The sequence below is a fragment of the Streptomyces bicolor genome (assembly GCF_000719285.1).
Taxonomy (GTDB): Bacteria; Actinomycetota; Actinomycetes; order Streptomycetales; family Streptomycetaceae; genus Streptomyces; species Streptomyces bicolor.
Genome location: NZ_JOFS01000007.1, coordinates 51,534 through 70,709 on the forward strand (window position 1 = coordinate 51,534; position 19,176 = coordinate 70,709).

The window sequence follows — 19,176 nt, forward strand, 5'->3', positions numbered from 1 at the left end:
ACGACCTCAACTCTCCCTGTGCTTGAGGACTTCGGCGAGGCTCGGCGCCTCCCGGTCCCGCTGAGACATCAAAGTGACCGGCAGCGGCCAGGGGATGGCGAGCTCCGGGTCGTCGTAGGCGATCGTCACGTCCTCGGCCGGGTCATGCGGGCGGTCGATCCGGTACGAGGTGTCGGCGGTGGCGGTAAGTGCCTGGAAGCCGTGCGCGCACCCCGCCGGGATGTACAGGGTCGCCTGCGTCTCGCCGGACAGTTCGAAGAAGGTCCCATTGCGATACGTCGGCGAGTCCGGCCGCAGGTCCACGACGACGTCGAAGATCCTGCCGTACGAGCACCGCACCAGCTTGGCCTCACCGGCGCCGGAGCGCAGGTGCAGGCCGCGCAGCACTCCACGGACCGAGCGGGACACGCTGTCCTGCACGAAGGCGTGCGGGTCGAGTCCCACCGAGCGGATCACGTCGGCGTCGAAGGTGCGGCAGAAGTAACCGCGTTCGTCGGCGTACGGCGTCGGCTCGAAGAGGAACGCGCCCGCTATCGCCGGGACTTCGGTCACTTTCATGCGGCCTCCTGGCGGGGTCGGTTGTTCGCGGGCCACAGGGCCACCGTCAACTCTCGGAACTGGACGTGGAGTTGCCGGGTCGTGGCCAGATTCCGGTCGGTCAGGGTCTGTCGCAGCTCCGCCGATCGCTTCTCCAGTTCCCGGAACTGTTCGAGCAACCGGTCGGCGTCGACCTCGCGGGCCGGGTGGCAGTAGGTGGCGAGGCCCATCCGGTCCATGAGTGCGTCGCTCTTCGCCGCGTAGCTGAGCGCGAGAGTGGGGGCGCCGACCTTCAGCGCGCAGACCAGGTTGTGATAGCGGGTCGCCACCACTGTGCCGGCGGCCGCCATCTCGTTCATCAGGTCGGCGAGTGAGCCGACTTCGGGTGCGGTGACCAGGGGGGAGTCCACCGCGTCGAGGATCGCGGCCACGACCGGCGCGTCGCAGGCATCGCCGGTGAGCAGCCGTACCTGCCTGCCGTCCTCGACCAGTGCGCGGACGAACCGTGTCGTCCCGTCCAGGTAGCGCCGGTGGATCTCCTCGGCCCGGGCACGGTCGTCGTTGCCGCCGTGGAAGTCCATGACGCCTACGCAGACAGAGCCCGATGGTGCGCTCCCGCCCGGTGTCGGCAGCGCGAAGGCGAGGTCCGGGTAGACCTTGTCGCGCGCGGTGTTCACCCCCATCGCCCGCAGTGCGTCACGGGACAGGTCGTCGCGGTACGAGCGATACGCGGCGAGCCTGGCCGACCAGCGGACCAGGGCCCGCGTCGGGCGGTGGTGAATCTCGTCCGCGCCTACGCCGACCAGCGCGACCCGGGTGCCGAACAGCCGGCCGCTCGCGCAGAGCAGGAACAGCGAGTACGGGAAGCCCCACGGCCGCAGCGGCAGTGTGGCCTCCAGGACGCCCATGCCCGGCACGATCACCACGTCGTGCCGGCGCACCCAGGCGGCGGTGCGGAAGACGTCGACGAGCTTGCCCAGACCCTTCCCCGCGATCGCGCCCGCACGGGACGCGGTCCGGTACTCCCCGCGGTACCAGTGCAGCCGGGTCGCGGGGATCCCGTACCGGGCCGCGACGACCTCGGGTCCGCCGCACAGCGCGTCCACGACCGCCTCCGGGTGCTCGGCGCGGAGGTACCCGAGCACGGCCTCGAGCGACCCGTCGTTGCCGAGGTTGCCGGAGCCGAGCAGGCCGAACACCCCCACACGTTTCCCCGTCTTCATGCCCGCCGCCCCTCACGGCCCGCGACGAGGGCGCCGACGGAGACAGTGAGCAGGTCCGGGTCGACCGGCGCGCGGTCCTCCACCCGCTCGCCGGCGCCCGGCCGGACCCGGCTGGTCATCCACGCGGCCAGGTGGCGGTAGCAGGCGCGCCGGTCGGCCGGAGACAACGGCGCCCGCCGGACCGCCGAGACGAAGCCCCAGACGTACTCGGCGAGCAGCCGGGGCGTCGGGTGCAGCGGGCCGGCCCGGCGCGGGTCCAGGTTGACGCACCGGGAGCGCTTGGACGGGTTCGCCCGCTCGGCGCGGGTGGGGTGGTCGCGGCGGAAGTACAGCAGCTCCGGCACCTGGTGGAAGGGCCCGTGCAGGGTGATCTCGGCGACGAACGTGCGGTCCGCGTGGTGGTAGCTGTCGTGCGGCTTCACCCGACGCAGCACGTCGGCCCGCATCACTCCGTAGAAGTCGTCGCCACCGGGCTCGAACAGCAGGCTGCGAAAGCGCTCCGGCGCGTGCGGCGAGTCGGTGGCCAGCCCGTACTCGTACGGGACCTTCACCTTGCCGTCGCCGTCGATGACCGCCTGGTCGGAGTGCGCGAGGATCACGTCCGGCCGCTCGTCCAGCGCCTCCACACAGCGCCGCAGCAGGTCGCGGGCGTAAAGGTCGTCGTGCGACGCCCACTTGAACAGCTCGCCGCGGCACTCGGTGAACACGTAGTTGTGGTTCGGCGCGGCGCCGATGTTCCGGCGCAGCCGGAGGTACCGGATTCGGGAGTCCTGCGCCGCGTACTCGCGGCAGATGTCCTGGGTGCCGTCGGTCGAGGCGTTGTCGGAGATGACCAGCTCGAAGTCCTCGTAGGTCTGGCCGAGCAGGGCGTCGAGCGACTCGGCGAGGTACTCCTCGCCGTTGTACACGGGCAGGCCGATGCTCAGCCGGGGATGGGCGGTCATGGCGTCCTCACTTCGGGGAGGGGGTCTTGTTGGCGCTCGCGCAGGGCGGAACGCAGGTGCAGCCACCACACGGCCGAGCCGCAGACGGTCGCGGCGGCGACGCCCCAGGCCGAGCCGACCGTGCCGGCCACGGCCGCCCCGCCGAGCCCGCCGATGACGTAACAGGCGGAGGCGAACAGCTGGCTGCGCAGGCTGCGCCGGGCCGCGCCGAGCGCGCGTAGTCCGGCCGCCGCGCCGGTGCCGAGGCCGGCGCCCGCGACGCCGAGCGTGGCCGGCACGATGAGCTCCGAGGCGGAGCGCCAGACACCGCCGAGCGTCAACTCGCCGAGCCGGTCCGGCATCAGCAGCAGCGCCGCGCCCCACAGCAGCGCGGCGGCGGCCTGCGCGCCGCCCAGCAGGAGGCAGAACCTGGCCAGTTGGTGCGGGGCCCGCCGCAGCACCCGTGCCGCCTCCGCGACGGTGACCAGTGAAAGCCCCATCAGCACGGCGAGGAACGGGCCTTGCAGCAGCTCGGCGCCCCGGACCGCGCCCACCGCGCCGACCCCGACGATCACGCCGAGGCCGTACGCCCGCAGCTGGCTCGCGCCGCTGAGGCAGGTGTTCTCGACCAGGTACCGCGTGCCGAGGTCGCGGTGCTCGCGAAGCCACGCGCGCGCTCCGGTCACGTGGGGCCGGATGCCGGACTGGATGCAGCCGTACGCCGCGGCGACAGCGGCGGACGCGCCCCAGGCGAGCACGAATGCGGCCACGCTGCCCACGCGGGCCGCCACGACCATGGCCGGGACGAGCGCGACGCCCCAGACGAGGTCGTTGACGAACGCCTTCCGCCCGGCGCCGGCGGCGAAGAACGCGTACCGCCAGGCGTCCTGCAGCAGCAGCCCCGGCAGCATGACGCCGAGGCAGACGAACGCGGGTCCCACGCTGCCGCCGACAGCGAGACCGATCACCAGACACGCCGCGCCGATGGCGGTACCCACGCCGAGCGCGGTACCCGACGACCGGGCCACCGCCCCGCGCCAGGACGTGTCCGACACGCCGCTGAAGCGCACCACGAGCGGGTCGGTGGCCAGTCCGCGGGAGACGTTCAGCACCACGCCGTAGGTCACCCAGGCCAGGCTGAACACGCCGAACGCGGTCAGCCCGAGCGAGCGTGCCACGTAGATCCCCACCGCGAAGTTGGTCATGCTGGAGGCCGCCTGGTCGGCCAGTCCCCAGGACAGCCGGCCGACGATGGCCCGTCTGGCGGTCGCCGCCTTGGGCCTCGTCTTCTCCTCCTCGGTGGTCAACGGCGTCATGCCTTGATCAGCCCGGCGCCGTGCAGGGCGTCGGCCGCGGCGGCGACGGTCTCGAACGGCAGCCCGGACCGTTCGGCGACGTCCAGCACACTGTGCTCGCCGTCGGAGAGGTTGAGCACCCAGAGCATGGCCATCTGGGCCTGCTTGGTGTCACTGCGGCCGCCGAGCGCGTCGTACAACCCACGCCGGCCCAGCTGTGGTTCGCCGTAGGGGCTGAGGTTGGCGTACCGCCGGTTGCGGTCCAGTACGGCGAACGCCTCGCGGCAGACGGCGAGCGTGTCCGCCATCGCCCCCGGGGAGACGAAGTCCAGGTTGTCCGCCGAGGTGTGGTACTCGGGGTAGCCGGCGTACGGGGTCCGGGTGAGCGAGCCCACGCCCAGATTGAACCCGGGCGAGCAGAACTGTCGCTCGTCGTAGCCGTACGGAGTGAACTCGGCGACGCGGTGCGGGCGTTCGGAGGTGTCCAGCACGTGCCGCATCACCCGGTCGATCTCCGCGTCGCCGCGCCTGCTCTGCTTGTACGTCAGCCGGCCCGAGTCGCCGGCGCAGGCCAGCACAAGGCCGTGCTTGACCCGCTCCACCCGCTCCGCGTTGCGGGCCAGCCAGGTGATCGCGCCGATGGTGCCGGGCGCGAACAGGAACCGGTAGGTGTAGTACGGCGTCTCCTCGGCCAGCGCCCGGGCCAGGAACGTCGCCACCGCGATGCCGGCCAGGTTGTCGTTGGCCAGCGACGGGTGGCAGACGTGGCAGGAGACGATCACCTCGTCGGCGACCTGCCCGGGGACCACGTGCTCGGCGTAGGTGAGATGGCCGTCGGCGAGCGTGGAGTCGATGCGCACCTCGTACTCGCCGTCCGGCAGCGCGTCCAGGGTGTCCTGGGCCAGGCAGAACCCCCATTCCGGCTTGTAGTAGCTGGTGCGGTACGGCACCCAGGACGGGTGCTCCGGCAGGGTGTGCAGGTGCGGGCGCAGCTCGGCCAGCGGCATGGTCGCCGACACCGGCACGCTGTAGCCGAGCACGTGCAGGCTCGACGCGGCGAAGTCGACGACCCGGTGGCCGGCGGTGTCGGCGATGTAGGCGTCCCGGATGTTCCACTCCTGCGGCACCGTCCAGTCGAGCACCTGCGTCCCGGTCGGTACCTCGTGCACCTGCAGCGGGATGTACTCCCTGACGATGTCCAGGGTGGCGCGCACACCGTCGCCGGTGATGCTCCGGCACAGCGGGTACAGCCGCTCCACCAGCGCGTACATCTCCGCGCCGGTGGAGGTCATCGGCTGGTCGCCGGCCGCGGTCATCCGCGCCACCGCAGGGTGTCGTCGACGGTGCCGGCGTCGGACGCCGCGCGCAGCACGGCGAGGCGGGTGAAGCGGCGCTCGAAGTCCTCCCGGGTCAGCCCGTGTCGGCGGTAGGCGTCGGCGAGGTCGAGGGCGCCCTGCTTCACCGTCCACTCGCAGTCGAAGCCGGGGATGGCGTTGCGGAACCGGGAGAAGTCGACCCGGTACGAGCGCGGATCGGCACCGGTCTCCCCGGTGATCACCACCTTCGCCCCGGCCACCGCCTCGGCGACCTGCTCGGCGATCTCAGCGACCGTCACGTTGTTGATCTCGCTGCCGATGTTGAACGCCCGGTCGTGCACCGCTTCCCGCGGCGCGGTCAGCGCGGCTGTGAAGGCCCGTGCGATGTCGGCGGCGTGCACCAGAGGACGCCAGGGGGTGCCGTCGGAGAGCACGAGGACCTCGCCGGACAGGAGCGCGTGGCCCACCAGGTTGTTCAGCACGATGTCGGCGCGCAGCCGGGGCGAGTAACCGAAGGCGGTGGCGTTGCGCATGAACACCGGGGTGAAGTCGCCGTCGGCCAGCGCGTGCAGGTCGTCCTCCACCCGCACCTTGGACTCCGCGTACGGCGTCACCGGGCGCAGCGGGGCGTCCTCGCCGACCAGGTCGTCGCCGCCGGCGGCGCCGTAGACCGAGCACGTCGACGCGTACAGGAAGCGCCGCACTCCGGCGTCGCGGGCCAGCCGGGCCAGCCGTACGGAGGCGTGGTGGTTGATGTCGTAGGTGAGTTCGGGCGCCAGCGATCCCAGCGGGTCGTTGGAGAGTGCGGCCAGGTGGATCACGGCGTCCACCCCGGCCACGTGGTCGGCCGTGATGTCGCGCAGGTCCACCCGGTGCCCCTGCGGGTCCGCGGGCGTCGGGCCGAGGACGCAGTCGGCGAACAGCCCGGAGTCGAGGCCGACGACCTCATGTCCGGCGGCGGCCAGTACCGGGGCCATCACGGTGCCCAGGTAGCCCTGGTGTCCGGTCAGTAGTACGCGCAAGGTTCAACCCCCCAGGTTGAGCGTGAGTTTGGTGACGGCGAACGCCTCGGCGTAGCGCTCGTGGCATTCGATTCCGCGGATGCGTGCGAGGCCGAGGAAGGCCTCCCGGTCGTACCAGGGCCGGTGCCGCTGCGAGGGATAGTGCTCCTGCAGCAGCCGCACTTTCTGTTCGGCGATCTCCGGCGAGAGCGGCTGGTACGCCGCCAACCGGCCGAGGTCGCCGTCCCACTTGACGATCTCGTAGCCGAGGACGAGGTGGTCGCGGAATGCGGTGGGTATCAGCTGGGCCAGACCGCGGTGGTCCTGGTGCGCGTCATCGGTGCGCGGCGCGAGGATCAGGTCCGGGTCGGTCTGCGCGCGCAGTTCCTCGACGGCGGACTTGGCCTCTTCCCAGTGCGCGGGCAGGCGGCCGTCCGGCAGCTTGTGCACGGTCAACCGCAGATCGGCGCCCGGGCAGAAGGCGGCGAGCGCGGCCTGCTCCTCCTGCTCGCGCTCGCTGCCGCCGCCGGAGAGCACCAGCGCGTCGACACGGATGCCCGGCCGCGCGCGGCACAGAGTCAGCAGTGTGCCGCCCGCGCCGATGGCGATGTCGTCGCAGTGCGCGCCCAGCGCGACGATCCGGTCCGGGCTGCCGGTGCCGAGCCGGATCACGCGCGCACCCCCGCGCCGTCCCGTTCCCACACGGCCCACGGGCGGTCGCCGCGGGCGTAGGCGGCGTCGAGCGCGGCCCGCTCCTTCACGGTGTCCGTCGGCTTCCAGAAGCCGCGGTGCTGATGCGCCACCAACCGGCCGTGCTTGGCGAGTTGGGCGCATCCGTCGGCGACCAGGTCCCCGCCCTCCGGTATGTGGTCGAAGACCTCCTGGCGGAGCACGAAGTAGCCGCCGTTCTCCCACAGCGGCAGATCGCTCACCGCGGTGATGCCGCCCACCAGGCCGTCCTCGCCCAGGTCCACGCAGTGGAACGAGGACTGCGGCGGCACCACCATCATCGACGCACCGGCGTCGCGCCGCGCGAACCGGTCGATCATCTCCGGCAGCGGGGCGTCGGTCAGTACGTCGGCGTAGTTGGCGAGGAACATCTCGTCGCCGTCCAGGTGGTGCCGCACCCGGCGCAGCCGCTCCCCGATCGGTGACTCGATGCCGGTCTGCGCGAACGTGATCGTCCAGTCCGCGATGTCGGTCGAGAGCAGCTCGGTCCGCCCGCCTCGCAGCACGAAGTCGTTGGACGTCGTCTCCTCGTAGTTGAGGAAGAAGTCCTTGATGTGGTGGGCCCCGTATCCGAGGCACAGGATGAACTCCTTGTGCCCGAAGTGCGCGTAGTAGCGCATGACGTGCCAGATCAGCGGTCGCGGGCCGACCATCGCCATCGGCTTGGGCACGTCGTCGGAGGTCCCGTTGCGCATCCGCATCCCGTAACCGCCGCAGAACAGTACGACCTTCATCGTGTGACCTCGACAATGCTCAGTTCCGGGATGGGAAAGACCAGCCGGCCGCCCCACTCGTGCACGAAGGACAGCTGCTCGACCAGCTCGGCCCGCAGGTTCCAGGGCAGGACGAGGACGTAGTTCGGTCGGTCGGCGGCGATCTGCTCGGGCGGCAGGATCGGGATGCGGGTGCCCGGGGTGAACCTGCCGTGCTTGTAGGGGTTGCGGTCGACCGTGTACGCGAGCAGGTCGGGCCGGATGCCGCAGTGGTTGAGCAGGGTGTTGCCCTTGCCCGGGGCGCCGTAGCCGACGACCGTCTCGCCGCGCTCGGCCGCTTCGATGAGGAACTTCAGGAGGTCCCGGCGCACCTTGGCCACCCGGGCGGAGAACTCGGTGTACCCCGACAGCTCCTGCAGCCCGGCGGCCTTCTCCCGGGCCAGTACGTCGGCCACCCGCTGCGACGGCTCGCCGGCCACCTCGACGGGCCGCGCCCACAGCCGGATGGAGCCGCCGTGCGTGGGCAGCAACTCGACGTCCACGAGCGCGAGTCCGCCGCTGGCCAGCGCCCGGATCGCGGACGCGACCGTGTAGTACTGGAAGTGCTCGTGGTAGATCGTGTCGTACTGGTTCTCCTCGATCAGGGTCAGCAGGTGCTGCACCTCGATGGATACCCAGCCGTCGTCGGCGACCAGGGCGCGCAGCCCCTGGGTGAACCCGACCACGTCGGGGATGTGCGCGTACACGTTGTTGGCCACGACCAGGTCCGCCGGGCCGTGTTCTTCGCGGACGGCGGCGCCGGTGTCCGGGCTCAGGAACTCCGTGAGCGTGGGCACACCCGCCTCGCGCGCCGCGGCGCCGACGTTCACCGACGGCTCGATGCCGAGGCAGCGGATCCCCCGGTCCACCACGTGCTTCAGCAGGTACCCGTCGTTGCTCGCGACCTCGACCACGAAGGCGTCGGTGCCATCGGAGCCATGGGAGCCGAGACTCAGGCGCTGTACGGCGTCGGCGACGAACGTGCGCGCGTGCTCCACCCAGGAGGTGGAGTACGAGGAGAAGTACGCGTACTCCTTGAACGTCTCCTCCGGCGTGATCAGCGGCGGGATCTGCGCCAGCCAGCAGTCGGTGCAGACCCGCAGGTGCAGCGGGTACGCCGGCTCCGGCTGGTCCAGTTGGTCCGCGGCGAGAAAGCTCTCGCATGGTGGTGTCGCCCCGAGATCGACGACGCTCGCCATCGCCTCCGAGCCGCAGAGTCGGCATCGTGTCATCTACTGCCCCCCATTGATTCCGTCCGACCCGCGATCGCGGTGCGGTACTCCTCCAGCAGGCGCTCCAGGCCGACGGCCGGGCTGAAACCCTGCTCGTAACGGCGCCGGGCCGCCTGGCCCATCTCCCGGTTGCGGGCCGGTCCGGCCGCGATCCGGCGTACGCAGGACGCGAGCGAGGCGGCATCGCCCGGCCGGTGCAGCAGCCCGGTCTTCCCGTCCTCGACGAGTTCGACGAAGGCGCCGTGACCCGCGGCGACGACCGGGACCCCGGCCGCCATCGCCTCCACGACCACCAGGCCGAACGCCTCCAGCCAGGTCGAGGGAGCCACCACGGCGACCGACCGCGCGACGGCCGTCCGGCACTGCGCCGGGTCCAACAGGCCGACGTAGCGCACGTCGTCCCGGCCCGCCGCCCAGGCGGTCACTTCTCCCTCCAGTGGCCCGGTGCCGGCGATCACGAGCGGTACGCCCACACCGCCGCTCGCGGCGATCTCGTCCCACGCGGCCATGAGCAGCCGTACGCCCTTTGCCTCCGCGAGCCGGCCGAGGTAGAGCAGATGCTCGCCCTCGCCTGCTCGGCAGTCGCCCGGGTCGGGCACGAAGTTGTGCTTCACCGCCAGCCGCTCGGCCGGCATGCCGGACCGCACCAGAACGTCGCGCTGCGCCGCCGAGATGCAGAAGAACCGCTCCACACCGGACCACCACCGCCGCCGGTTGACCGACAGGCTGACCGCCAGCGGCACCGTCGCAAGCCGGGAATTCCGGTAGCAGCCGTGCCGGACGGCGGGCAGCGGCGCCGCCGTCCCGACGCACTCGGTGCACGGCCGGCCGTCCCGCTGCAGCGTGCCGGGCGGGCAGACCTGGGTGTAGTTGTGCAGCGTGGCGACGGCGGGCACGCCGGCGTCGGCGCAGGCGGCAAGGACCGCGGGCGACAGAAGCGGGAAGACGTTGTGGACGTGGACGATGTCCGGCCGCTCGGTGCGGAGCCGGGCGGCGAGTTCCGTGCGGACCGCCGGATTCCACGGCACGAGGAGCGGTACCGCGACCTTGCCGAGCAGGGACCGGGCGGCGATGTCGTCGCTGCGTCGCTCGAACACCTCGACCCGGTGGCCGGCCGCGCGCAGCAGCCCCACCTCCTGGTCGACGACCTTGTTCTCGCCGCTCGGTTGCGCCGAGGCGTAGCGGTTGTGCACCACGAGGACGTGCATGCTCAGATCACCTCCGATCCACGGGCCCATCGCGGGACGCGTTGTCGAGGGACGCCGGGCGTCGAGAGTCGAGGGACTCCGGGCGTCGAGAGGGGAGTGGCCGCGGCAGGTGCCGCCAGCAGCGAGGCGGCCACGGCCAGATGCAGCAGATACGGCGAGGCGTCGCCCAGCCCGGCCTCGGTGTACGACGCGATCGCGCAGTAGCTGATCAGGAAGATCGCGCAGGCCCTCGGCAGCGACGGTGGCCGCAGCAACGCGACGCCGCCCAGCACCAGGATGACCGCCGCGACGAGGGTGACGCCGATCAGACCCTGTTCCTGGTAGACGGCCAGCCAGCTGTTGTCGATCGGCAGCCCGCCGAACGACTTGTCGCCCAGGCCCATCCCGAACCACGTCTCGCCGGTCGTCCGGGGCTCCGCCAGCAGGGCGTCCCAGACCTTGGCCCGACCCGTGAGGTTGGAGAAGTTCTCCTTGCTCTGCCCGCGCAGGAACCACGCCTGCAGCGCGGAGGCGAACCCCACCGCGGCCACCGCGGCGCACAGCACCGCCCAGGTGAAGAACCGGCGGGCCGCGGCGCTGGTCAGGATGAGCGATCCGATCGCCAACGCCAGCCCGATGAACAGGCCGAGCGTGGCCGTCCGGGTGTGGGTCAACGCGAGCAGGACGAGTGACGGCACGATGACGACCGCGGCACTGGCCCTGTCCGTCCGGCGGCCCAGTACGAGCAGCACGGTCAGCCCGATGATCACCGCGGCGTACTGTCCGATCTGCGGCGGGGTGAGCGGCCACAACGCGCCGACGAGGCGTCCGCCGTACAGCTCGGGCAGGGCGGCGCCCGGTGAGATGGCCAGGCCGGCGGCCACCGACCCGAGCACCGCGAAGTACATCCGTATGTGGCTCCGGACGAGCGTCAGGCCGCCGTCCCACCAGCGGCTGAGCAGCCACAGCGTGCCGACGAAGAGAGCCAGCCGGGCGCAGCGGAACAGCGCGCCGAACCCGGACTCCAGGTTCGCGCTGGAGATCACGCTCGGCACCAGCAGCAGGGTGAGCAGGAGCAGGTAGGCACTGGGTCGGATGTGCAGCCGGAGATTGACCGCGAGCGCCAGCGCGAACGCGGCGACCAGCGCGCCCATGGTGACCATCTGGATGAGGGAGCGGGGCAGCGGAACGATGGTCTTCGCCCCCGCGGAGCCGAGCGTGTTGATGACCAGCAATCCCCAGACGATCCCGACGATCCTCGGTGTGCCGGCCGGGCGCCGTTCGGCGCCGGGCCGCGTGCCCGCCGTGTCCGGTCCCGGCAGCGCACCGCGCCGCAGGTCCCCGCTCATCTCAACCACCGGCCCGTGGGTCGAGGGTGCTGCCCGCGTCCTGCCGGTAACGCTTGCCCTGCCACTGCCCGAAGGCCAGCACCCGGCTCGGGTCGTAGGCAACGAACCTCCACGGTCCGACGTAGACGTTGTCGTGCCAGCGATTGCCCTGCTTGTGGGTGATCGCCTCGGCCACCCGCACGCCCTGGTACGGCGACCAGTCCGGATAGGTGCCGTAGTTGGCCAGCACCGCCATTCGGTCGCACTTCTCCCTGCACTTGACGACGGACTTGTCCAGCACGAAGCGGTTGTCGTGGATGTCCACCCGCTGCGTCTTCCACCGGCAGTCGGCATAGAGCGGGGGCTTGCCGATCGCCGGTCTCGCGCAGCGGTCGGTGTCCCGCACCAGCAAGGTGCAGTCACCGGACGAGGTGTTGGCCGGGCTGTTGCAGAACCGGTCGGCGTTCTCCCACAGGGTGATCCCGGACCAGTTGTTCTCCAGGACGTTCCGGTAGATCTCGATCTTGTCGGTGCGGGCCCGGACCCGTGGTTCGCCGCCGGACTCGGACAGATAGACGGTCGCGAACGGGAAGCTGTCGCCGCGCTCGGCCTCCCTGCGGCCCTCGACCCAGTTGTTCTTGCGGATCGTGTTCTTCCGGATGACCGCGTTGTAGCTGGTCTCGTAGATCAGCGCGGCACCGTCGTTGGCCTCGAGCACGTTGTTCTCGATGCGGAAGTCGTTGTTGTTGGTGTCCGCCCACAACCCTGTGCCGCGGTTGGCGTGCACCCAATTGCCGCGTACGTCGGCCCCGTTGACGGCCCAGAACTTGATGCCTCCGGTGCAGCCGCAGCCCTTCCGCCGCCGCTCCCAGTCGCCGGTGTTGTTGCCCACGATCTCGTTGCCCTCGACCAGCAGGGCGCTGATCCGGCCGTTGGCCTTGTACGCGTTCATGCCGTACTGACCGTTGGCGCGCAGACAGTTGGCGCGGACCCGCTGGCGAGAACCGGCCATCAGCCCGGCGCCGGAGTTGTTCTGGATCGTCGAGTGCTCGATCACCCACCCGTCGGCCGAGTCATGGTTGACCACGCCCTCGTCGTGCGGCGCGACGAAACCCTCCACGGTCAGGTGGCGGATGGTGACGTCGCGGGCGGTGCCGCCGAACGCGTACTGGTTCTTCTTCCCGCCGTCGAGCACCGCGCCCGGCGCACCGAGGTAGCGGTTCCCCTCCTTGGGGATGACCTGGGCGTAGCGGTCCGGGTCGAGCCGGTGCTTGCCGGGCCGAAGCCAGAACGTGGTGTTCGGGGGGTTGCCCTTGGTCTTCGCTGCCAGGTCACCGACCACCGCGGGGTCGACCGTCACCGCGCCCGCCGGCGCCTTCGCCGGCCCGGCCGCGGGCTTGGCGCACACCCGGGCCACGGGCGTGGACGGCGGCGCGGCGGTCGGCTTCGCGCCGGCGTCCGACGTGCTCGTGCCCTCACAGCCGGTCGCCGCCAGCAGGGCCAGCGTCAGCGGTGCCGCCGCCCACGCCCGGTGTCGCCTCTTGAACCCCACGCGCCCCCCTAGCCGCGGAACCTGAGCACGGTGGTGAAGCCCTCCGCGCCGTCGGCGAATCCGGTGCCGACCAGCGTTGTGGAGGGTTCCTTGCGCCCGAATCCCGCGGAGTACCAGCCCAGTGGCGGGTCGGTCTCGCCGCGATGCGCCCGCCAGGACAGCTGCCCGGGCAGGTCGAGCGCCGCGGAGCGGTCCTCGCCGTCCCGGGTCCACGTGAGCACCGCCCGGTTCCCCACCAGGTCCGCGGTGATCGCCGGGCCGAGGTGGAACGCCAGCCGCACGGCCCGGCGCGGGCCGCGCACCTCGTCAACCACCCTCAGCTCCTGGCTCGCGGCAGTCAGCTCCACCCGGCGGCGGTGCATGGAGGGCTGGTAACCGTCGTGCTCGGCGCACCAGCGGGCCACCCCCTTGTCGGATGTATCCGCTGGGTCCACGACCAGGACGCGAGTGCGGGCATGCCGGGTCCACAGGAACGGGCCGCCGGAGACGGACTGGTCATCGCCGTCCAGCTGCAGGGTGTTGTGGCCGAGGGTCGACCGGAAGTACTGCCGCCACTCGGGCTGCCCGTGGTAGCAGTACGTCCCCGGGTCGGCGAGCACATCGACGCCGTCGTGCCGGACCTCCACGGACAGCGCGTCCGCGTGGGCGTGCGCGGCGATGGACAGGAAGCCGTGCGGACCACCGTCGCAGCGGCACCAGAGCTCCCCCGTCTTCCCCGGACCGCGCAGGATGGTCATGCCCGCGTCGGCGAAGTGCGCGGGGCGGCTTGCCGGTCGGGTCACGGTCGGTTCGGTGGGCTTGATGAGCGCGGCCAGCAGCGGGCTGCGCACATCCGTGCCGGTCACCTCCGGCCACCAGGGAAGCCGACCGAACACGGCGTCCCCGGTGGCCAGCAGCGAGGCCCAGCGGTCGGTGCCCGCGCCGTCCACGACCAGACCGTGCCCGTCGTCCGCGTCCCCCTGGCGCGGCGGCCGTAACCGGCTGTCCACGACGGCCGCGAGCGCGTCGGTCATCCGCAGCAGCACCAGCCGGATCGACGCGGGGACCGGCACGTCGGCGGCATCCGCCTCGGCCACCGCGGCCAGGGCGAGCTCCAGCACAAGGCCGTGATACTCGGTGGCCAGCTCGCGGTTGAGGCCGGAGGCGAAGGTGTTGCCGCGCAGATGCCGCTCCAGCGACCGCAGCGCGTCGGCGCGCCAACGCGCCGAGGAAGGGAACCAGCCGAACGCGCAGGCCGCGGTGAACTGCCCGGCGGCCTCGGCGATGACGTGGTTGTTCGCCGAGGACCCCCGGCTGGGGAAGGCGGCCAGCCAGCGCTGGTGGTGCCAGATCTGGTTCAGCGCCACCGGGTTGCCCTCGAACAGAGCGGCCGCGCCCGGCCAGCCGTCGAGCAGTCGGCGGATCCACACCCAGGACAGCAGCCGGATGCCCAGCTCGATACCGCTGATCCAGTGCACGCCGCGCAGCGGTGGGTTGGCCGCCCACCACGACCGCAGGTGCTCGGCCACGCGCTCGGCGTACCGCTCGTTCCCGGTGATGGCGTAGGCGGCGGCGAGCACGGTGAGGTACTGATGCCGGGACAGTTCCCAGATCTGCTTGATGTCCCCGACCGCGTCCTCGTTCCGGTACGGCACGTCGAAGGCGTAGCCGAACGGAGCCCGGCGCCCGGTCTTCGGGTCGCACCACCAGTCCGGGTCGGTCAGGTCGTCGCGGACCACCCCGAAGTACTCGACGTGCCCGTACATCAGCCGGTCCGCCTCGGCGATGAGACGCTTCGCGGCGTCCGGAGGGATGGCGGCGATCGTCCCGGCGGGCAGGACCGCGGTGAAGCGGGCGCCGGTCACGCTCGGGCAGGTGGGCCGCGCCGACCGCCACCTGCGCCTGCGCACCGCGTCACCCACCCGGCCCGCGACCTCCTGCGGCCCCATCCGGGACAGCCGCCGCAGGTACCAGCCCGCGCTCATGCTCATCGCGCCCCCGCCAACGTCACCGGGGCACCGGCCGCCAGGCCGGTCTGCACGGCAAGGGTGGCCGCCGTGGTGGCGACCAGCGACTGAAGCGGCACCGGCATCGGCCCGCCGGTCCGCACGGCCTTGACGAACGCGGCCAGCTCGGCGTTCTGGCCCTTGTCCCGGGCCTTGGGCAGCCGCGAACTGACCCACCGCTTACGGCCATACACCGAGGCGCGGACGAAGTCGTCGAGCCGTAGCGCCCTGCCGTCGGCGACCAGGTCCAGCGTCTCCTTGGGGAGGCTGGCCGGGCCGGTGGTGACGTAGCTGATGGTGGCGGTGGACCCGTCCGGGTAGCGGAGTACGACCTGGAGGTCCTCGTTGCCGGAGGGGGCGACCGCGTACACCGACACCGGGTCGGCGTCGAGCAGCCAGCTCGCCGTGTCGATGAAGTGTCCGCCCTCGCCGGCGAACCGTGAGCCCTCGGTGCCTTGTTGGAGGTACCAGCTGCCGTGCTGCAGCCGACCCGCGTTGACCAGGTAGCGGAGGTTCGCCGGTCCGGTCCTGGCGCCGAACCGCTGCTTGGCCTCCTGCAGCAGCGGCGCGAACCGGCGGTTGAAGCCGACCTGGAGCCGGTCGTTGCCGGACTCCTCCACCGCGGCGAGCACGCCGGCCAGTTCGTCCTCGGTGAGGGCCAGGGGCTTCTCCACGAAGACCGTCTTGCCGGCCAGCAGAGCCTTCCGGGTCAGTTCGGCGTGCGAGCTGTGCCGGGTGACGACGAACACCGCGTCGATGGACTTGTCGCCCAGCACGGCGTCGAGGTCGGTGGTCGCCTCGGCGAAGCCGAACTTCCGCTGCCCGTTGGCCGCCGAGAGCGCCGTCGTGGTGACGACCGTGGACAGCTCGACGCCGTCGCGCTGTGCCAGGTGCGGCAGCAGCATCGACGTCGCGTAATTTCCGGCGCCGACGAACGCGAGGCGCACCGGCGTCTTGGCGGCCCTGGCCGCACTCCGCTTCACGGTCACCGCGGGTACGGCCACGGCCGGGGTCTCCGCTTCCTCCGCATCCCCCGCGATTTCGGGGTACCGGAACAGCACAGCCACGGCCTTCAGTTCGCCGTCCTTCAGACGCTGGTACGTCCCGACGGCGTCATCGAAGTCGGCGATGTGGGAGACCAGGGGCTCCACGTCGACGCTGCCACGGGCGACGAGGTCGAGGAAGCACGCCAGGTTGCGGCGCTCGGTCCAGCGCACGTAGCCGATCGGGTAGTCCCGCCCCTCCAGCTCGTACTCCGGGTCGTAGCGCCCAGGGCCGTAACTGCGCGAGAACCGGACGTCGAGCTCCTTCTCGTAGTACGCGTTCCACGGCAGGTCAAGGCGGCACTTGCCGATGTCGACGACCCGGCCGCGGTCCCGGCTCAGCTTGGCGGCCAGCTCGACGGGCTGGTTGCTGCCGCCACCGGCGGCCAGATACACCTGGTCCACTCCGTGACCGCCGGTGAGCTCGGCGACGGCGGTCTCCACGGCCGCGGACGCGGGATCGCCGCAGGCCGCGGCGCCCAGCCGCTCGGCGAGCTCGCAGCGCACCGGATCGGGGTCGACCCCGACGACGCGCACTCCCGAGGCGGCGAGGAGCTGCACGACCAACTGTCCGATCAGCCCGAGGCCGATGACCAGTGCCACTTCGCCGAGCTGTGGCTCGCCCTGTCGGACGCCCTGCAACGCGATCGACCCGACGGTGCCGAAGGCGGCGTGCCGCGGGGCGAGGCCGTCCCGCACCGGGGTGTAGAGGTTCTTCGGCACCCAGTTCAGCTCGGCGTGCAGCGCGTGCTCGTTGCCGGCGCAGGCCACCAGGTCGCCGACCTTCACGTCGTCGATGCCGGCGCCGACCTGCTCGACCACCCCGCACAGCGAGTAGCCCAGCGGCGTGTACGAGTCCAGCTTGCCCATCACCTTGCGATAGGTGGCGGGCACCCCGTTGGTGGCCACGCTCTGCATGACCTTGGCCACCTGGTCCGGGCGGGAACGGGCCTTGCCCAGCATCGACATGCCGGCCTCGGACACCTTCATGAGCTCGGTCCCGGTGGATATCAGCGAGTAGGCGCTGCGGACCAGCACACCGCCCGGCTTGCACCCCGGCACCGGCACGTCGAGTACCGCCAGCTCGCCGCTCTTGTAGTTCTGCACAACCTGCTTCAACCCGAACTCCTCTGATTCCTAAGCCGTTAACCGAGTGCTCTGGCCGGACCCGGAGGTCGCGTCGCGATACCAGTACTCGAGGGTCAGCACATGCCACAGATGCTTGGAGAAGTCCCGCTGCCCGGAGGCGTCCTCGGTGACGAGCCGCTGCAGCGCGTCGCGGCGCAGGAACCCGGAACGGACGAGCACGCCGTCGTTGACCACCTCGCGCACCAGCGGTGCCAGATCCCGGCTCATCCAGGCGCGCAGCGGAGCGCTGAACAGGCCCTTGGGCCGGTACACGATCTCCCGGGGCAGGACGGAGGTGGCCGCCTCCTTCAGGACTGCCTTGCCCTGCCGTCCGACGATCTTGCGATCACCGGGCACGGCGAACGCCGCCTTGACCACCTCGACGTCCACGTACGGCACCCGCACCTCGGTCGACGCGGCCATGCTGGAGCGGTCGGTGTACGTGAGGTTCAGGCCCGGCAGGAACATCCGCGCGTCGGTCAGGCACATGCGGTTGACGAAGTCGTCGAGGGCGCTGTCCTCGTAGGTGTCCGCGTGCTCGGTCAGCACGTCGTCGACCGTCCCGGCCAGGTCCGGATCGACCAGGGCGAGCAGCTCGCCTCGGTCGTACATGGTGTAGCTGCGCCGGAACGCCGTCTCCTCCGGCAGCTCGGCGAAGGAGAGGAACCGCTTCGCGAAGCGCACGGACCGATACCCCCGGCGGGACGTGGCGACCGGCAGCCGGTCCACGGCCGCGGACACCCCGCGCCGCAGGGGCCGCGGAACGCGCTGGTAGCGCAGTGCGAGCAGGTTGGCCAGGTGCTTGCGGTACCCGGCGAACAGCTCGTCGGCGCCCATCCCCGAGAGCATCACCTTGACCCCGGCCTCGCGGGCGGCCGAGCAGATCAGGAACGTGTTGATCGCGGCGGGGTCGCCGATCGGCTCGTCCAGGTGGTACGTCATCCGCGGCAGCAGGTCGAGCACGTTCGGGGCGATCTCGATCTCGTGCAGGTCGACGCCGAACTGCTGGGCCACCTGCCGGGCGTAGCGCAGGTCGTCCGGCATCGCCTCGAACTTGGCGTCCTCGGCACGGAATCCGATCGTGTAGGCGGAGATCCCGGGTTGGTGGCGGGCCGCCAGGGCGGTCAGGTAGCTGGAGTCGAGGCCGCCGGAGAGGAAGGTCGCCACGGGTACGTCGGAGAGCAGGTGCTGCCGGGTCGACTCCTCGACGATGGCGGCCAGGTCCGGCCGCTCACCGGCCCGGGCCCGCTCCCGGCCCTCGGCGGCGACGTCCTTCAGGTTCCAGAATTGGCCGCGCTCCACCCGGCCGTCGGGCCGGCACCTCAGCCAGCTCCCCGGCGGCAGCTTCTCCGCCTCGCGGAACGCGCACCGGGAGTCGGGCACCCAGTAGTACAGCAGCGAGGCCACCAGTGCCGCATGGTCCACCTCCAGTGACCCGCCGGTCGCGGCGGCGAGCGCCTTGAGCTCGGAGGCGAACACCAGGCCCTCGCCGCGCCGGAGCAGGAACAGCGGCTTGATGCCCAACTGGTCGCGGGCCAGCACCAGTTCACCGGTGCGCTCGTCGAAGATCCCGAACGCGAACATGCCGCGCAGCCGGGGCAGGCAGTCCGTGCCCCAGCGCCGCCAGGCTTCCAGCAGCACCTCGGTGTCGGAGGTACCGCGGAAGCGCACCCCGGCCGCTGCCAGCTCGGCGCGCAGCTCGGGCGCGTTGTACAGCTCGCCGTTGTACGTCAGGGCGAGGCCGCCCGAGACCATCGGCTGGGCGCCGGTCTCGGACAGGTCGATGATGGCCAGTCGGCGGTGCCCGAGCTGCACCTCACCGTCACCGACGGGGTGGCCGTACCTGCCCGCCCCGTCCGGACCGCGGTGGGCGAGGGTTTCGGTGAGCCGGTCGGTCACCAGCTTCCCGTCCGGCCATCGGTAAGTACCTGCGATGCCACACATG

At 71.6% G+C, this 19,176-nt stretch carries 15 protein-coding genes; all 15 read right to left on the reverse strand.

Annotation, left to right across the window (positions count from 1 at the left end):
• Nucleotides 1-6: 6 nt before the first annotated feature.
• Genes rfbC through asnB form a run of 15 tightly spaced genes read right to left on the reverse strand, consistent with a single transcriptional unit; the run spans nt 7 to nt 19,175 of the window.
• Nucleotides 7-558 (reverse strand): dTDP-4-dehydrorhamnose 3,5-epimerase, encoded by a 552-nt coding sequence (gene rfbC, locus IF78_RS0110690; RefSeq protein ID WP_031480627.1) that lies wholly within the window; start codon nt 556-558, stop codon nt 7-9.
• Entirely contained in the window at nt 555-1,760 is a 1,206-nt protein-coding gene (locus IF78_RS0110695; RefSeq protein WP_031480625.1) for a polysaccharide pyruvyl transferase family protein, read from the reverse strand. The genes rfbC and IF78_RS0110695 overlap by 4 nt, the downstream gene beginning before the upstream one ends.
• Nucleotides 1,757-2,704: a glycosyltransferase family 2 protein gene (locus tag IF78_RS0110700; protein ID WP_031480624.1), complete on the reverse strand. Its 948-nt coding sequence runs from the start codon at nt 2,702-2,704 to the stop codon at nt 1,757-1,759. The genes IF78_RS0110695 and IF78_RS0110700 overlap by 4 nt, the downstream gene beginning before the upstream one ends.
• Nucleotides 2,701-3,999: an MATE family efflux transporter gene (locus tag IF78_RS0110705; protein WP_031480622.1), complete on the reverse strand. Its 1,299-nt coding sequence runs from the start codon at nt 3,997-3,999 to the stop codon at nt 2,701-2,703. Before IF78_RS0110705 ends, IF78_RS0110700 begins: the two co-directional genes overlap by 4 nt.
• The gene (locus tag IF78_RS0110710; RefSeq protein ID WP_031480620.1) at nt 3,996-5,270 is read right to left on the reverse strand and encodes a DUF4910 domain-containing protein; all 1,275 of its coding nucleotides are present in this window, start codon (nt 5,268-5,270) and stop codon (nt 3,996-3,998) included. The genes IF78_RS0110705 and IF78_RS0110710 overlap by 4 nt, the downstream gene beginning before the upstream one ends.
• Nucleotides 5,271-5,290: 20 nt before the next feature.
• The gene (locus IF78_RS0110715; RefSeq protein ID WP_031480618.1) at nt 5,291-6,316 is read right to left on the reverse strand and encodes an NAD-dependent epimerase/dehydratase family protein; all 1,026 of its coding nucleotides are present in this window, start codon (nt 6,314-6,316) and stop codon (nt 5,291-5,293) included.
• A 3-nt stretch (nt 6,317-6,319) separates the two neighbouring features.
• On the reverse strand, nt 6,320-6,967 hold the full coding sequence (locus IF78_RS0110720) for a PIG-L deacetylase family protein (RefSeq protein WP_031480616.1): 648 nt from the start codon (nt 6,965-6,967) through the stop codon (nt 6,320-6,322).
• Nucleotides 6,964-7,758, reverse strand: coding sequence for a sugar phosphate nucleotidyltransferase (locus IF78_RS0110725; RefSeq protein ID WP_031480614.1), 795 nt, complete (start codon nt 7,756-7,758; stop codon nt 6,964-6,966). Before IF78_RS0110725 ends, IF78_RS0110720 begins: the two co-directional genes overlap by 4 nt.
• Complete coding sequence (locus tag IF78_RS0110730) at nt 7,755-9,008, reverse strand: class I SAM-dependent methyltransferase (RefSeq protein WP_031480612.1); 1,254 nt, start codon at nt 9,006-9,008, stop codon at nt 7,755-7,757. The genes IF78_RS0110725 and IF78_RS0110730 overlap by 4 nt, the downstream gene beginning before the upstream one ends.
• Nucleotides 9,005-10,216, reverse strand: a complete 1,212-nt coding sequence (locus tag IF78_RS0110735) for a glycosyltransferase (protein ID WP_031498186.1) — start codon at nt 10,214-10,216, stop codon at nt 9,005-9,007. Before IF78_RS0110735 ends, IF78_RS0110730 begins: the two co-directional genes overlap by 4 nt.
• A 2-nt stretch (nt 10,217-10,218) precedes the next feature.
• Nucleotides 10,219-11,544 carry a membrane protein gene (locus IF78_RS0110740; protein WP_031480608.1) on the reverse strand — a complete coding sequence of 442 codons (1,326 nt, stop codon included), beginning with the start codon at nt 11,542-11,544 and terminating at the stop codon, nt 10,219-10,221.
• A 1-nt stretch (nt 11,545) separates the two neighbouring features.
• A complete protein-coding gene (locus IF78_RS0110745; RefSeq protein WP_031480606.1) occupies nt 11,546-13,075 on the reverse strand; it encodes a right-handed parallel beta-helix repeat-containing protein in 1,530 nt (509 codons plus the stop codon).
• A gap of 8 nt (nt 13,076-13,083) precedes the next feature.
• Nucleotides 13,084-15,045, reverse strand: coding sequence for a heparinase II/III family protein (locus IF78_RS0110750; RefSeq protein ID WP_031480604.1), 1,962 nt, complete (start codon nt 15,043-15,045; stop codon nt 13,084-13,086).
• Nucleotides 15,042-17,222, reverse strand: a complete 2,181-nt coding sequence (locus IF78_RS0110755; RefSeq protein ID WP_031480602.1) for a bi-domain-containing oxidoreductase — start codon at nt 17,220-17,222, stop codon at nt 15,042-15,044. The genes IF78_RS0110750 and IF78_RS0110755 overlap by 4 nt, the downstream gene beginning before the upstream one ends.
• Nucleotides 17,223-17,240: 18 nt before the next feature.
• Complete coding sequence (gene asnB / locus IF78_RS0110760; RefSeq protein WP_031480600.1) at nt 17,241-19,175, reverse strand: asparagine synthase (glutamine-hydrolyzing); 1,935 nt, start codon at nt 19,173-19,175, stop codon at nt 17,241-17,243.
• Nucleotide 19,176 lies beyond the last annotated feature (1 nt).

Coding starts and splice junctions, on each gene's coding strand:
- rfbC (WP_031480627.1), bottom strand. CDS start 558: ATGAAAGTGACCGAAGTCCCGGCGATAGCGGGCGCGTTCCTCTTCGAG.
- IF78_RS0110695 (WP_031480625.1), bottom strand. CDS start 1,760: ATGAAGACGGGGAAACGTGTGGGGGTGTTCGGCCTGCTCGGCTCCGGC.
- IF78_RS0110700 (WP_031480624.1), bottom strand. CDS start 2,704: ATGACCGCCCATCCCCGGCTGAGCATCGGCCTGCCCGTGTACAACGGC.
- IF78_RS0110705 (WP_031480622.1), bottom strand. CDS start 3,999: ATGACGCCGTTGACCACCGAGGAGGAGAAGACGAGGCCCAAGGCGGCG.
- IF78_RS0110710 (WP_031480620.1), bottom strand. CDS start 5,270: ATGACCTCCACCGGCGCGGAGATGTACGCGCTGGTGGAGCGGCTGTAC.
- IF78_RS0110725 (WP_031480614.1), bottom strand. CDS start 7,758: ATGAAGGTCGTACTGTTCTGCGGCGGTTACGGGATGCGGATGCGCAAC.
- IF78_RS0110730 (WP_031480612.1), bottom strand. CDS start 9,008: ATGACACGATGCCGACTCTGCGGCTCGGAGGCGATGGCGAGCGTCGTC.
- IF78_RS0110735 (WP_031498186.1), bottom strand. CDS start 10,216: ATGCACGTCCTCGTGGTGCACAACCGCTACGCCTCGGCGCAACCGAGC.
- IF78_RS0110740 (WP_031480608.1), bottom strand. CDS start 11,544: ATGAGCGGGGACCTGCGGCGCGGTGCGCTGCCGGGACCGGACACGGCG.
- IF78_RS0110750 (WP_031480604.1), bottom strand. CDS start 15,045: ATGAGCATGAGCGCGGGCTGGTACCTGCGGCGGCTGTCCCGGATGGGG.
- asnB (WP_031480600.1), bottom strand. CDS start 19,175: ATGTGTGGCATCGCAGGTACTTACCGATGGCCGGACGGGAAGCTGGTG.